Here is a 14,553-nt window from a genome sequence, read left to right on the forward strand (position 1 = left end):
TTACCTTAAAAGTGCTCCTGCACGTCCACGCAATGATACTTGGTCGCGTCCAGAATATTGTGGTCTCTGTCAGCTGCCGTGACGCACATTGTTGTGGCCCCGTCTCGCGCCGAGGTTGAGGCCGCTTCCTTGGTCACATAGGTGGGGTAATCGTCATGCCGATGCCACCGTCCTTGCTCGACATTAAACTCACTCTGAGCGTTCCTGCCGACCTGTTCGACGGCGTAACTTTCCCCCCACCAGGCGTGCAGGTGGTTTTTCGAGACGTCAGGTTTAAAATTTGCTTTGTAGGTGATTGTAAGTTCGTCACCATTTTTTTCGACTGACACTATTTGAACTTCGCACCCATCCACAGGGCAGGCGTTAGGCATGTCCGATTGCGCTGCCGCTTCCAGACCGGATAGAAATGCGGAAGTTCCAAGGATCAAACCAGCCCGACAAAATTGGTTCAAAAAAACAAACTGCATGCTTCCCTCCTGAGCTTGTCGAAATCAACACTGCAGGGTGATCCTAGCACGAAATACAAATATCCTTCTGAGACTTTCGCCACAGAACTCAGAAGTTTGACATTGGGTTACATCATCGACGTACGATCTCAAATTCCAAAGGGCGGGCGTCGGCGTGTTGAGTGGGTAGAGACAGCGAAATCAATCCGCCACTCGCCAGCATGACCGCTTCTCGCTTTAGGTGAATTTCTCTTTCGTTATCAAGCTTTACGAACGTCCCGGAAGAACTTCGATCCGTAAGCATAAGTTTGCCGTTTTTCATGTTCAGCACTGCGTGTAGCCGCGAAACCCACGGCTGAGGCATAACTACGTCGCAGTGTTTGGATCTGCCAATCTTAATTTCATCACCTTCTCGACAACGCCATGAGCGGTCTTCGTGATAGAGGATAAGGGTAAAACTATTGCTTTGAGCCCCTTGACTGATACCGCGACCAATCAGCGTTGGCGGGTGCACAACCGTACTCAGCCCATCTGTGGGCGCTCGCATTGAGTAGGCCTTTACAGGATCGCTCACACCTTTCAGGTGAAGTGGCCCTATCGGAAGGAGCAACTCTTTCACGTCAGGGCTCAGGTATCTGGCGACGCTCTCGCTGACGCAAGCCTCGCCCGGGTTCGCTGCTGCGGCTAATCTGGCAGTTAGATTAACGGTTTCACCGAAAATACCGTTTTTTGCGAAAACGACTGGACCATGGTGCACGCCTGCATGAACGGACAGCAGAGTTCCGTGCGGCTTGTTTATCATCTCCAAAGCCGATTGAACTGCGGCATCCTGATCGAGGAAATAGCATAAGACGTCGTCGCCCTTTTGCCCTACAGGAATGCCACCAAGGGAAACTGCAGCTTCTCTCAGGCGTTCGATTTCGAACTGTATCAGCTTTTGCGCCTGATCATCCCCCATTGCTTCATAGAACGGAGTGCTATCCGAGATATCGGCAATTATCGTGGTTGCGAGTTTTGATTCCACGGTCACTTCTGCGATTTTGCTCTTTGAAACAGCATGCCATTTGGCATTGAACTTCCAGACAAGGTTAAATTAGCGAAACTAAAAAAATCAACCTGACTCACTTGAGATGGGTAGGAGCGTTGGAATTAGCCTCTTGCACGCGCTCTACGTGCTGGTTGCCAAAACCAAGCTGCGTTCGAAGGCCCTGTCAAAAGAACTTGGATTGTCGCGCTTGGGGCTTTCGCAGCTTCAGCTCATGAATGGACGATCATCAATCAAATACTACAAAACCAGTCCGAAGCCATCCGCTTGGCCGGGTTACAGTACGTTCGGTTCCGGTGAAACCTTTTTGGTTCGATGTGCGCGTTAGAAAAAGGCGGAAGCGTGTTCACCAAATACGGGCATACCTAACGTCGAAATGGCATGTCGAAGACGTGTTTGAGAATATCAATGGCAAGCGCCACTTCCGGTGCGTGCGGTCGACTTTGAAGGCGAGGCGCTGGAAACTGTAGTTTCCGGACGTCGACACAAGCGGGTCGCATGGAGATTTCTCCAGAATTTGATGCAACGGAAAAGCAAAAGACGGGGCAGGTGGCCCAACAATCGAATTGGAGTTTGCCATCTTCGGTTTCAACCAGAATGGGTGGAGCTGCGTTTCAGACGGGTGCTAGGGCTGCAGAAATTCTCGGTGGTACAATCCTCTGTTTGCAACCTTGTAAGCTATGCGCGATCTCGTACCAGCCAAGACACCTTTCACTGGAAGATCAATGCGCAGGCCGTCTCTTAAAATTTTGTTTCGCGCGACGTGCCGATCACGAAATATCATGACAGGGAGGGCGCTGTAGTTTAGTTCTTAACTATAAACAAAGAAGACAAAATCTCGGTGAACTCGTTGGAACAGGTAGCCTTTACGTTTGAGATGGGAGTGGTTTGCGCTCTATTGGCCTTCACAGTTTTTCTGTTCGTCTCCGAAATTGTCAGAATTGATCTTTCCGCGATACTGGTTCTGGTCCTTGTTGGTCTGCTTAGCTACGCGCCAGGACTTGAGAACCTCGCAGATGTTACACACTTGTTTGACGGGTTTGCGTCCAACGCGGTGATTTCAATCATTGCGGTCATGATTGTCGGCGCTGGTTTGGACAAAACCGGTATAATGAACAAGGTTGCGGCGGTAATCCTTAAATACGGTGGCACAGCTGAAAATCGCGTGTTGCCGATAGTCTCAGGCACAGTTGGTGTTATTTCATCTTTCATGCAGAACGTGGGGGCGGCCGCGTTGTTTCTGCCGGTTGTCAGCCGTATTTCGTCGAGATCAGGAATACCGTTATCACGTCTGCTGATGCCTATGGGGTTTTGCGCCATTTTGGGTGGAACGATGACAATGGTCGGTTCATCGCCCCTGATTTTGCTGAACGATCTAGTTCTGACCGCGAACGAGGGTTTGCCGGAAGGCCAGAAAATAAAACCATTTGGTCTTTTTTCAGTGACGCCAATTGGGGCTGTTTTGATACTGACCGGGATCGGTTATTTTTTGTTGCTTGGGCGTTGGGTCCTGCCTGGAGACGACGGATCTGATAGTACTGGCACAGGTCAGGGTACGCAGGAGTACTTGCAGCGTGTATACGGGCTTCAAGCAGATGTTTTTGAAGTAATCGTGCCCGCAGAAAGCCCCTTGGTTGGCCAAGTATTGGCTGATATCAACCACGAAAACCACCTCTACATCATTTCCACTTTCTACCGCGGCAAGACTTCTATGGTGCAGGTCCTGACCGCCGAGATCGCGGCACCCTGCAGGCTGGCCATCATTGGAAACCGATGGGTTGTCGAGCAATTCGCCAAGAAATTTGGTCTGACCGTTCTTCCAGAATTAGATATCTTTGTTGAAGAGTTTGCACCTACAAATGCCGGAATCGCCGAAGTCGTTGTGACGCCCGACAGCAAGCTGATTGGTAAATGCCCCCGCGAGCTTTTGTTTCGCAAGACATATGGCATGTCCCTGCTTGCAATTCATCGGGGGGAAGAAACGCTCAGCCATGTAGAAACCGATACGCATGAGTCCACTCAGATCGGGCTCGAAGAATTTCATGCTGGCGACATGCTTGTCGCGCACACGAGGTGGGACAACCTTATGCGGATCAAGCGGGATCCCGATTTTGTTGTTGTCACAACTGATTTTCCGCAGGATGAACTGCGGCCGCAAAAAGTTGGTTGGGCTTTGGCCTTTTTTGCAATTTCCCTTTCATTGATCCTGTTCACCGACGTTCGCTTATCGCTTTGTTTGCTTACCGGGGCCGCCGGGATGATGCTGTCGCGTGTCCTTAGCGTAGACGAAGCGTATCGCGCTGTTGGTTGGAACACCGTGTTTCTGTTGGCCTGTCTCATACCATTGGGACAGGCCGTGCAAAATACCGGCACCGCAGCTTGGATAGCCCAACAAATCATGGTCATTTTGAATGGTTGGCCGATCTGGGCGCTTCAAGCTGGTGTCGCAATTTTGGCCACTGCTTTTTCGTTGGTTATGTCGAATGTTGGGGCCACGGTTTTGCTTGTGCCGCTTGCTGTTTCAATTGCGGTGGCGGCTGGTGGAAACCCCGCAGTATTTGCGCTGACAGTGGCGATTTCGACCTCAAACAGCTTCATAATTCCAACCCATCAGGTAAACGCCCTGATCATGGGTCCCGCCGGGTACAAGGTTATGGACTTTGTCCGTTCAGGCGGAGTGATGACTGTTTTGTTCCTGGTCGTTTCTTTGTTAATGCTCAACGTGATCTATTGAACGACCGGGAAGGACGGAGAGTTGACCCTCACTGCATCCGCCAAGGCAACTCCCCCGGTATTTGAAACCAGTCTTTCAAAGTCCAAGGGGCAAGCTTAGTCAAGCAGCAACAACGACAAACATACTGCAATAACAGGGCTGTGCATTGTCGTGGGATCAGCCAAAGGTGAACCGTAGGTTCGCCTAATTTTCCATGGGGTTGGCATTGTCGATCTAGCGAAATAGTCGGTCGCTGCCTACGATTGCTCCTCTGGCGCGCAACTTAGATGTACAGAGTATCCGGTTTTAAAGTCGCGCCAGGCTAATTCGAGCGCGAGGGTTAGCCCTTGAATATGCCGCGATCACTGCGAATGTCAGATTCGGCGGGCTGAGTTTCACCACTATTGGCTTTGCACCACTGGCAGTATTGGGTTGCCAGTGACCTGCGTTAGCTAATTGGGCCAATTTTCCAAAATCGAATGTTATGAGACCGGCATCGCGGATTTCGCTTCCGGCAGCCACATTTGATTAAGTTACTGATGGGTTCGCGTCTTTTGCGGATCATACACCGGGTTTTCGACCACGATTGCGGTCATTTCCAAAGCATCGCTAACAGTCTTTAAAACTGCGCCAATTTCGATCCCAGGGGTGATATGAGCAAGTGCCAAAGACATGGCCAATCTATGAGAATAGCAAGGGCTGTTGATCATCCCGACTTCTGCTCCGTCCAGAGTCAAAACCTCACCGCCCTCGACCATGTCAGAATGATCGATCTCAAGGCAAACATTGTTGATCTTGGCGCTGCCTCTTGCGACCATGAGCGCCTCTTTCCCGCGGAAATTTCCTTTCGAGCTGCTTACGGTAAATCCCAGGCCAACCTCCCACGGAGTGTTTTCTTCGGTCATGTCATATCCGTAGAACAAGAGCCCGGCTTCAATCCGTACTTTGTCCAGCGCCGTAAAGGAGCACGGCATCACATCAGCTTTTGTCAGCTTGTCCCAAATGTCTGTGATAACAGAGCCATCTGCAAAGATTTCGTACCCGCGTTCGCCAGAGTAGCCGGTTCGTGAAATTCGGCAGGGACGGCCGAAAAGCGCGGCGGGAGCGTGCTCAAAATAGGCCAGTTCTGCCAAGTCGATATTGCAATGGGCGTTCAGGATATCCAGGGAGGCGGGGCCTTGCACAGAGACATCATGGAGGTCGTAAGTGAATTCCAACGACACGTCGCGGCCTTGTGCCGAGGCTTCAAGCAACGACATAGTATCGCCAGAGCCATGCACGATCATCCATTCGTCACCGCCATTGTTTGACACGATAGCATCGTCGGCAATGCCGCCTGCCTCGGTTAAAACGCAAAGATATGCTGCCTTACCGGGGGTGACCTTTGACAGATCACGGGTGGTCAGGTGATCCAGAACCGCTTGTGCGTCAGGTCCGCGGACAAAAACCTTTTTTAGTGGCGACATGTCAAACATGCCCGCATGTTCGCGTACCGCGTCGTGCTCGTCATTAGGGTCTGTATCGTAGGTCCAGGCGGTGCCCATCCCGTTCCAGTCTTCCAGCCCCGACCCAAGCGCCAAGTGGCGTGAAGCAAGTGCCGACGTACGGCTCAGTTCTTCGGTCATTCAAGTACTCCTTTCTCAGTACCATTCATCGGGCATCGCGGCTTTGCGCTCCGCCGCTAAATCGTCCAGTGCGACGCGGGTGCTGCTCGACATCTCTGGAGGTTCATACTCTGCCAGCATCATTTGCCAGCGTGCAGTTGCGCGCTGGTCCGCGGTTAAGCGGCCGTTTTCGTCCCATGTTTCAAAAGGCCCGGCCTCCGGCACTTGTGGTTCGAAATTGGCCGTCGCGTAGTGGCGTAGTGTATGGCTGCTAGATAGGAAGTTCTCACCAGGACCAGCCTCACGATAAGCGTCGCGCCCAAAATCCTCGTCGCTAGTGCAGAACCCCTGCAGCATCTTAAGCATTGCGCCGCAGTGATCGAGGTCCATGATGAATTTTTCATAGGACATCACCAGCCCGCCCTCTAGCCAACCAGCAGCGTGCCAGATCTGATGTCCCCCCGACAGAAGGGTCGCCCACATCGCGTCGGCGCTGTCTTGCATGGCTTGGCCATCCGCGGCATTGGAAGCTGTGACCTGCCCTCCGCCTGATCGTACCGGGACACCAAGCCGGCGGCCCAATTGCGATAGCGCCATGGTCGTTAGGTTGGCCTCTGGCGAACCAAAGGTCAGTGCGCCTGTCCGCAGGTTCATCGAGGAATGGAAACTGCCAAACACCGCAGGACAACCAGGGCGCACAAGTTGGGTAAGCGCAATGCCCACCATGGCTTCGGCTAAGGTTTGCGCCGCGACCGCAGCAGGAGAGAGCGGCCCCATGGCACCGGCAAATATCGCGGGCGAGACACAGACGCATTGGTTCGCCGCTGCGTAAGCCCGTAGCGAACGGGACATCACCTCATCAAAGATCAGCGGCGAATTGACGTTAATATTCGCTTGCATGACCGCATGTGTGTCCAGAAATTCCGAGCCAAAGACCAATCGGGCCATATCCAGACTGTCCAGTGCGCTTTGTTCGGATGTGACCCCGCCCATGAACGGTTTGTCCGACAGATTGAGATGCGCAAGCATCATATCCAGATGCCGCTTGTTCACCGGCACATCAGTCGGTTCGACAACAGTTCCACCGGAATGGTGCAGCGCAGGTGAGTGATGCGCGAGTTTTACGAAGTTCTGGAAATCCTCAAGAGTGGCATAGCGTCGGCCCCGAAGCAGATCACTGACAAAGGGCGAGCCATATCCCGGCATGAGCACCAGATTGTCGCCCCCTAAGGAAACCGTTCGTTTGGGAATGCGACCATGTAGTTGAAATGCGGAAGGTGCATCCGCACAGATGCATCTGGCATGGCCCGGTTCTAACTGAATCCGGCATCCGTTGACCCGGGCTCCGGCCTCTGAAAACAAAGCAAGCGCCACATCGTCGCCTCGGAATTCGATGCCGACGTTTTCCAGAATCCAATCTGCCTGAGTTTCGATCCGACTCAGCGCTGTTTTATCCAGTAAATTGTAAGTCGGAATTTTGCGGCGATGATACACTGGTGCTGAGGGCAACGCGTTATGCCGGGTCCACCGAGTTCGACGCGACTGCCTACGTTGCGCGATATGCGTGGAAGCGTTCAATTTTTCCAACGATCGATCTCCTGAGAGGCTTACAGTTTGCCATCATTTGTGAAACTACGCGTTCGACAATCGAAATTATTTGCCCACTACGTTCAAAATTTTTATACGTTCAAATCATGCCTGTAGGTTTCCGCCATCACGACACACTGCGTCTGTTCGTTGAAATTGCTCGCTACCATAGCTTTTCTGATGCAGCTGAAGCGCTGAACATGACCAAAGGCGCCGTCAGCTATCAGGTCAAAACGCTGGAAGCGGACCTGGGCCTTCGATTGTTTCAGCGGAAAGCCCGCGGAGTAGAGCTGACGGCTGCGGGACGGAAGCTGCTTGTCGCTTGCCGAAGCCATTACGAGGATATCGAGGCTGAGCTTCTGGCAATGACGGGCATCTCTGCCCGAACATTGACCGTTGGTGTGTCAACCTATTTCGCTGCGCGATGGCTATCGCCCAGACTGATGTCATTCATGCAGGATCATTCGGACATTCAGTTGCGCTTGCAGCCGATGATCCGGCTGTTCGAACTTGAAGCTCAGGGAGTGGATCTAGCGATCCGATGGGGCAGTGGTCATTGGAACGATGTTGAAATCACTCCGTTCCTGCCGTGCCCGGCCTATCCCGTGGGAAATGCAGAGGCTTTGAGCGCGGTGGAGGAATTCGGCATGGAACAGGCGATTTCTACCTTCACGCTGCTGCGCGATCATGATGACAGCAACGCCTGGACCGACTGGCTTAACGTAGCGGGTTTGCCACACCAGACGCGCAGGGACACGCTTATTATTCCAGATCCCAACGTGCGGGTTCAGGCTGTTATTGATGGCCAGGGGATTGCACTGATGGATGACTTGGTCGAGCAAGAACTTCGGGACGCCAACCTGTTTCGCCTGTCGCAACACACGCTTCAGGATTACGGCTACTTCCTGGCTCGCCCGCGACAAAGCGGAAGCCATAACAGCGTCCGTGCTTTCGTTGAATGGCTGCAAAGTCAGTCGCCGCAATCGGGCGTGGCGCTCGATCCCGCCTGAGATGCGGGTAGCCGGCAACTGTGGGTGCGTGAAGTAGGTCAGTTGCTGGATTTTTAGCGGCATAGACCATTTGTGCCCCTGAGTTTAGAATTTCAGAAATACACGAAAAACGAACGGCCGATGGGACATGCCGCAGTGAAGCTGCGCAACGCTTGCGGGCCTCGTTACAGAGGTGGTGGTAACAACTTCAAAGTTAATACGGGTTTTAGGCAATGATTGGGGCGCCGGGGTTTGGGTGGCAAATTTTTCCGTCGATTGAATCAAGTCCCTCAGTTCAAGAAGCGCAGATTCCACGACGTAACCTTGCTTTGTCAAAGAGGCATTGTGATCCAGCTTCACCTTGGCGCAAATACGGAATTAAGCTGCATTGGGACTGGTCCTGCTGCGCAGGTCTGCGGTGTTGAAGGGATAGAACATGAATACCAAAATGACTCTTGACCAAGTGGAGCTTGCATCCAAGCGCGCTTTGAGTGTCGCCGGCGCAAGTGACGTTCAGGCAGCTTCGGTGGCCCGGTCCATTCGCGCAGCAGAGGCCGAGGGCACTCGCGGGATTGGCCTTGGCTACCTACCTTACTATTGTCAGCACCTACGCGTGGGCAAGATACTTGGCGACGCTGTTCCTGACGTGTTCCATATGGCCCCAGCAATGATCCGGGTTGATGCCAAATCAGGTTTTGCACATCCCGCATATGAGGCGGGTGAAGACGCGTTGGTTACAGCCGCCTCTGAACATGGCATCGCTTTGATGGGTATAGCGAATGCCTATGCGTGTGGCGTTTTGGGATACTTTACGGATCGTCTGGCGCGGCGCGGGCTTATTGCGATCATGGTGGCCAACGCATCTTCGACAATGGCACCATATGGAGGCAAGACACCATTCTTCGGCACCAATCCCTGGTCCTTTTCAGCGCCTCGCTCTGGCGATCCGCTGGTGATCGATTCATCTTCGGCGGCAACGGCCTTTGTCAATCTTGCAAATGCGGCGGAGGCAGGTCAGCAGATCCCGGCAACCTGGGCATTGGACGCGGAAGGCCAAGCCACAACAGACCCCGAGGCAGGAATGGCTGGGTCAATAGCACCTGCTGGCGGGCACAAGGGGGCTGCCCTTGCATTGATGGTCGAAACATTGGCGGCCGGGCTCACCGGTGCAAACTGGTCCTATCGCGCTTCATCTCTGGGTGATGACGAAGGCGGGCCACCGAACCTTGGTCAAACCCTGATTGCGATCCGCCCTGATGGGCTGACTCATGACGTCTCGTTTGAAAACCGACTTGAGACGATGCTTGACGCAATGACCGCAGAGGATGGAACACGGGTGCCAGGGGATCGGCGGCATGAGAACAGGCGGCGTATAGAAGTCGAGGGCGTCGATTTGGATGATGTACTGATTGAATCGCTGCGCGAGTTGAAGGCAATCGCATGACTAACCTTGTTCCAATTGTTTCAGCCCGTGCGTGGCGGCAATATCAACCGTTCGTCGGAGGGACGTATACCTGCCGAGGTCAGAGCGAAAACGGGTTTCACGCCATTATCGTCGCCCTTGCAGCGGCCGACGGAACGGTTGGTTGGGGTGAGGCGGCGCCGCTTGGTGCATTTTACGCCGAAGCATTCCCCGAGGAAATGGCCGAAGGCACGGCCCGCCTTTTGCCAAGTATAATTGGACAGCCCTCCGACGCGCCAATGCAGCTTGCAGAGACGCTCGACACTGCCATGCTGGGTCAACCCGGTGTGAAATCCGCGATTGACATGGCGGCGTGGGATTTGGCTGCACGTCGTGCAAACCTTCCGCTCTGTTCGCTATTGGGCGGCGCGGCCTCGCAATCTGCCACACTCTATCGCTCTATCAGTCAGGCGTCGCCAGAGGACATGGCGCAGGCTGCACAGGCTTACCTCAAACAGGGCTATCGGCGGCTGCAGGTGAAAGTCGGGCAGGATCCTTTGGAGGATATTGAGCGCATGCGCGCGGTCCGAGATGCAGTTCCGCCATCGGTTGCATTGTATGCGGATGCTAATGGCGGATGGCTGGTTGAAGACGCATTGCGTTTTTTGCGAGGGGTCGGCGACTTGGACTTTTGGCTGGAACAACCCTGCATGTCGATGGCGGAAAACCGGATTGTCGCCCGATCCTGTTCCCACCCTTTCATTCTGGATGAGGGTGTAACCGGGTTGGAGGACGTGTTGACCGCTCATGCTAATGGGATGATCTCTGGCGTCACGCTCAAGATCGCACGTCTCGGCGGTATCGGACCAACCCGCTTACTCAGTGATGTGGCCGTAAGACTGGGCTTGAAGGTCACAATTGAGGATACGGGTGGTAGTACGATCAACACAGCCGCCACCGCTCAAATGATGGCAAGACTCCCGGCACGAAACGCAGCGCATACTGTCGATTTCATGAACTGGGTGACGGTGCAAAACGCGACTGGAATGCCAGAGTGCAGTGATGGCCAACTTCATTTGCCCCAAGGCGCGGGTTTGGGAGTAACGGTCGCCTCAAGCAGCTTTGGTGAGCCATTTGTACAGGCGGGTTAATGGGAGCCGTACCTCAAGCCAAGAAAATAGTTTGCCCATCTCGACATCGGAGTATGTCTGAAGAACTGTAAGCCATGTATTTTGCGATCTGAGAATTGTCTCTTGTGACAAGGAAACAGCTCGCTTTGATGTGCTAATACCGGCGATATACCTCGGAAAAGACATAGACCTGTTCGCTGATTTCTGTCTGCAATGACATGTGCCGCGATACCGGACGCCACGCTTCTGATCTTCATCGCGGGAGCGACTCGCCTGTCGCTGCCATAGTCTCCAATTCGCGCATCCAACCATGTCGTAGGACGCCAAATCAAAGCCGAACTTTCACCGCACGGCACCAGGAGTAAATATGCGTCCAACGACGCGGAATGCCACACAAGCGTCAAAGCTCGAATTGAGAATTCTGGCGTTTCCGGCAGGCATTGGAGCAATATCCAAAACAAAGACTGATTGGGTCAGTGGCTTTGCACATTCCTCAGCTTTTCGAGAATTAGTTGTACCTCAGGGTTTGATCTGTGCCTCTTGGGATAGGCCAGCATATAGTTTTGTGTGAGGTCCAATGGTTCAAATTGCAGTTTTGTGATCCTGCCTACGGCAAGATCATCAGCGGCCATCATGCTTGGCACCAATGCAACACCCAAGCCGTGCTTGGCAAAATTCAGAGCGGTACTGCTGGACTGAACCAGAAGTCCCAAAGAACGGTCGACACCTCTCTGACCCAGCAATGCAGTTTCCCAGTCAGGAGACGATGTAAACCCGCGCCCCCAATCGGTATGTATGAATGAACTATCCTCTATTGCGCCTAATTCGTTGCCATGACGCGCGGCGAATTCCGGGCTGGCAACGGCTATCAACCTGTCCGCAAAAAGCTCTTCAACCTGGTATTCACCGTATAGATCGTGGCCATAGAATATCCGCAAATCCACTTTGTTTAGCACAAGGTCAATGGGGTCTTCGTCGACGCGGATACAGAGCGGCACATGAGTGTTATCATCCGAGAGCGCAGCGATTTTCGGTGCAAGCCATGTTTCAGCCACTGATTGAGGTGCGCTTAGTGTTAGCCGCTTTTTCCGCTGCCGCTTGCGCTTCATCTTGGCTGACAACGTGCCCAGCTCACTCATAGCATGAGCAAGCTGCGGATAGGCTGTTTGCCCCGCTTCAGTTAATGAAATTCGATTGCCTTGCCGTATGAACAGCGTCTCCTGCCAAAAATCCTCGAGCAGTTTGACCTGTTGACTGATCGCAGCTGAACTAACGCCCAACTCACGCGCTGCGTTGGTGAACGATCCCGTGCGGGCTGCGGCCTCGAATGCACGCAGGGCGTTAAGTGGGGTGTTTTTGTCCATAGTCTGTCCGAAAGCTTTGCTTATGGACCATAATTAGAATGACTATTGATTGAAAGAGAGGCGCACACTTAACTTGTGTTCATCGCGGTGGAGGAACTGGCATGAAAGACCTGATCGACTTGGAGCGTTATCCCCTGGACGAGCCAAATAGTACTGTCTGGAAGGAGTTGGTCGAAATCTGCAAAACAAGCCTGGCTAAAGATGGGTTGTTCAATTTGCCGGGCTTTATCCGGCCAGAGGCGTTGCCGGGCACAATTTATGAATTGAAGCCGATTCTTGATCGTCAGGCATTCACTCACGCTCGGCGTCACAACATCTACTTCAAAAAAGATATCGACGGTCTAGAAGCCGATCATCCAGCGTTGGCAGAATTTGAAACCTCGAACCGCACAATCTGCGCGGATCAAATGGGCAGTACCGCGTTAATTCGCCTGTATGAATGGCAGCCATTCGCGCTGTTCCTTGCTGCCGTAATGGACAAAGCCGCACTGTTCACAATGCAGGACCCTTTGGCCCGCGTTAATGTCATGGGCTATTCCGAAGGTCAGACACTCAACTGGCATTTCGACCGCTCTGAATTTACGACGACCTTGTTGCTGCAAGCCCCTGATGACGGGGGTGAATTCGAGTATGATCAGGATTTGCGCAGCGAAACGAACCCAAATTTCGATGGCGTGGCAGACCTGTTGGAGGGGCGGCGCACGCCAACGCTCATCACGCTTGAGCCGGGTACTCTCAACATTTTCAAAGGCAAGAATACGGCTCATCGTGTAACGCCTGTCAAAGGTGATCATGATCGCATCATCGCTGTATTCTCATACTACGAACGCCCCGGTGTGCAATTCTCAGAGCAGGAGCGCATCGGGTTCTATGGTCGTGCGTCATGAATGTAAGTGCCGCGTTCAAGGACAGTCGTAAACTGACGTATCTGAATGCTGATGGCGCTGACAAACCCCTAAAAAGTCCTGTGCCCGACACGGTCTTGAACCGCGCGCGGAAATATCGACTGCAACGTCTGCGCGACTATCTGGAACAATCGGATTGCGCAGCGCTATTGCTTTATGATCCATGCAATCTTCGCTACGCGTTTGATTGTTCGAACATGCAGGTTTGGACGCTACACAATCCCATGCGCTACGCGCTGATCCTTGCGGGTGGTCCGGCGATCATGTTCGAATTCAAGGGCTGCCTGCATCAAAGCGAGGGATTGCCGGGAATTGACGAAATTCGTATCGCCAAAACGTGGATGTTCATGGCCTCGGGTGACAAGACAGGCGCGGCGGTTGAAAGCTGGGCAGACGAAATTGCTGATCTGATCCGGCAATATGGTGGCGGTAATACCCGAATTGCCTGCGACACTTTGGATGGAAGCGGTGTCCATGCGTTGGAAGCGCGCGGGCTGATCTATATCGAGGGCACGCAAATCACTGAGGTCGCGCGTTCGATCAAATCAGTTGATGAGATAGAACTGATGCGTTGGACGATCCGTGTCTGCGAGGCAGGCATGGCTCGCATCTATGACCACTCCCATCCCGGGGTAACCGAGCGCGAGCTTTGGGCGCATCTGCATTTCGAAAACGCTCGCTCGGGCGGGGACTGGCTGGAAACCAAGTTGCTAACCTGTGGTCCGCGAACTAACCCATGGTATCAGGAATGCTCAGATAGGGTCTGCAAGGCCGGTGAAATGATCTCATTCGATACCGATATGATCGGGCCTTATGGGTATTGCGCCGACCTGTCGCGGTCCTGGACCTGTGGCTATACCAAGATGACTGATACACAGCGTCGTTTGTATGACACGGCGCTGGATCAAGTTTATCATAATCTTGAACTTGTGCGGCCCGGCATGAATTTTGTTGAATTTAATGAACTGAGTTGGCGCATCCCCGATGCGCACCTACGCCACCGCTATTCACTCGCAGTCCACGGCGTCGGCATGGCTGATGAATGGCCGGTGGTACCCTTGCACGTAGATTGGGGGCCAGGTGCGATGTCCGGACTGTTCGAGCCTGGTATGGTTGTCTGCGTCGAAAGCTTGATAGCCGAAGAGGGTACAGAGAGTGTCAAACTTGAAACCCAAGTTCTGGTGACTGACGAGGGATACGAGCGACTAGATACTTTCCCGTTTGAATGACGCCCTGCGGCAATTCAGGCAAAAGATAGCAGTCCAAGAAACCAGGGTGAAAGCCGACGCTCAGACGGGCCTTATCACCCGGAAATATGGGGCCCGCCGGGATCATTCCTGGCAACAAGTGGCGCAACTAAACAACAAC

11 protein-coding genes are annotated in these 14,553 nt (G+C 53.3%); 6 read left to right on the top strand and 5 right to left on the bottom strand.

What is annotated here, in order from left to right; all coding sequences use genetic code 11:
• Positions 1-5: 5 nt before the first annotated feature.
• Entirely contained in the window at positions 6-467 is a 462-nt protein-coding gene (locus ACR0LN_RS00190; RefSeq protein WP_480426782.1) for a hypothetical protein, read from the bottom strand.
• Between the two features lie 112 nt (positions 468-579).
• Positions 580-1,470 carry an FHA domain-containing protein gene (locus tag ACR0LN_RS00195; protein WP_480426783.1) on the bottom strand — a complete coding sequence of 297 codons (891 nt, stop codon included), beginning with the start codon at positions 1,468-1,470 and terminating at the stop codon, positions 580-582.
• 871 nt (positions 1,471-2,341) lie between these two features.
• Between ACR0LN_RS00195 and ACR0LN_RS00200 the strand changes: the two genes are divergently transcribed.
• Entirely contained in the window at positions 2,342-4,225 is a 1,884-nt protein-coding gene (locus ACR0LN_RS00200) for an SLC13 family permease (protein WP_480426786.1), read from the top strand.
• Positions 4,226-4,737: 512 nt separating this feature from the next.
• On the opposite strand, the gene ACR0LN_RS00205 is transcribed toward ACR0LN_RS00200, so the two are convergent.
• Both ACR0LN_RS00205 and ACR0LN_RS00210 read right to left on the bottom strand, forming a co-directional pair.
• Complete coding sequence (locus ACR0LN_RS00205; protein ID WP_480426788.1) at positions 4,738-5,829, bottom strand: aminomethyl transferase family protein; 1,092 nt, start codon at positions 5,827-5,829, stop codon at positions 4,738-4,740.
• A gap of 15 nt (positions 5,830-5,844) precedes the next feature.
• A complete protein-coding gene (locus ACR0LN_RS00210; protein ID WP_480426789.1) occupies positions 5,845-7,395 on the bottom strand; it encodes a trimethylamine methyltransferase family protein in 1,551 nt (516 codons plus the stop codon).
• Positions 7,396-7,502: 107 nt separating this feature from the next.
• Here ACR0LN_RS00210 and ACR0LN_RS00215 point away from each other — a divergent pair, with 107 nt between their 5' ends.
• The 3 genes from ACR0LN_RS00215 to ACR0LN_RS00225 all read left to right on the top strand — a co-directional run bounded on the left by ACR0LN_RS00215 (position 7,503) and on the right by ACR0LN_RS00225 (position 10,937).
• Entirely contained in the window at positions 7,503-8,405 is a 903-nt protein-coding gene (locus tag ACR0LN_RS00215; protein WP_480426791.1) for a LysR substrate-binding domain-containing protein, read from the top strand.
• A gap of 427 nt (positions 8,406-8,832) precedes the next feature.
• Positions 8,833-9,828 (top strand): Ldh family oxidoreductase, encoded by a 996-nt coding sequence (locus tag ACR0LN_RS00220; RefSeq protein WP_480426792.1) that lies wholly within the window; start codon positions 8,833-8,835, stop codon positions 9,826-9,828.
• Positions 9,825-10,937: a mandelate racemase/muconate lactonizing enzyme family protein gene (locus ACR0LN_RS00225; RefSeq protein WP_480426795.1), complete on the top strand. Its 1,113-nt coding sequence runs from the start codon at positions 9,825-9,827 to the stop codon at positions 10,935-10,937. Before ACR0LN_RS00220 ends, ACR0LN_RS00225 begins: the two co-directional genes overlap by 4 nt.
• A gap of 452 nt (positions 10,938-11,389) precedes the next feature.
• Here ACR0LN_RS00225 and ACR0LN_RS00230 read toward each other — a convergent pair whose 3' ends face one another.
• Positions 11,390-12,280 (bottom strand): LysR substrate-binding domain-containing protein, encoded by an 891-nt coding sequence (locus ACR0LN_RS00230; protein WP_480426796.1) that lies wholly within the window; start codon positions 12,278-12,280, stop codon positions 11,390-11,392.
• Positions 12,281-12,381: 101 nt separating this feature from the next.
• On the opposite strand from ACR0LN_RS00230, the gene ACR0LN_RS00235 reads away from it, so the two are divergent.
• Together ACR0LN_RS00235 and ACR0LN_RS00240 are read left to right on the top strand one after the other, a co-directional pair.
• Positions 12,382-13,167 carry a HalD/BesD family halogenase gene (locus ACR0LN_RS00235; protein ID WP_480426799.1) on the top strand — a complete coding sequence of 262 codons (786 nt, stop codon included), beginning with the start codon at positions 12,382-12,384 and terminating at the stop codon, positions 13,165-13,167.
• Positions 13,164-14,414, top strand: coding sequence for a M24 family metallopeptidase (locus ACR0LN_RS00240; protein ID WP_480426800.1), 1,251 nt, complete (start codon positions 13,164-13,166; stop codon positions 14,412-14,414). Before ACR0LN_RS00235 ends, ACR0LN_RS00240 begins: the two co-directional genes overlap by 4 nt.
• The last annotated feature ends 139 nt before the right edge of the window (positions 14,415-14,553 follow it).

It is taken from the genome of Ruegeria sp. AA6, assembly GCF_056542865.1.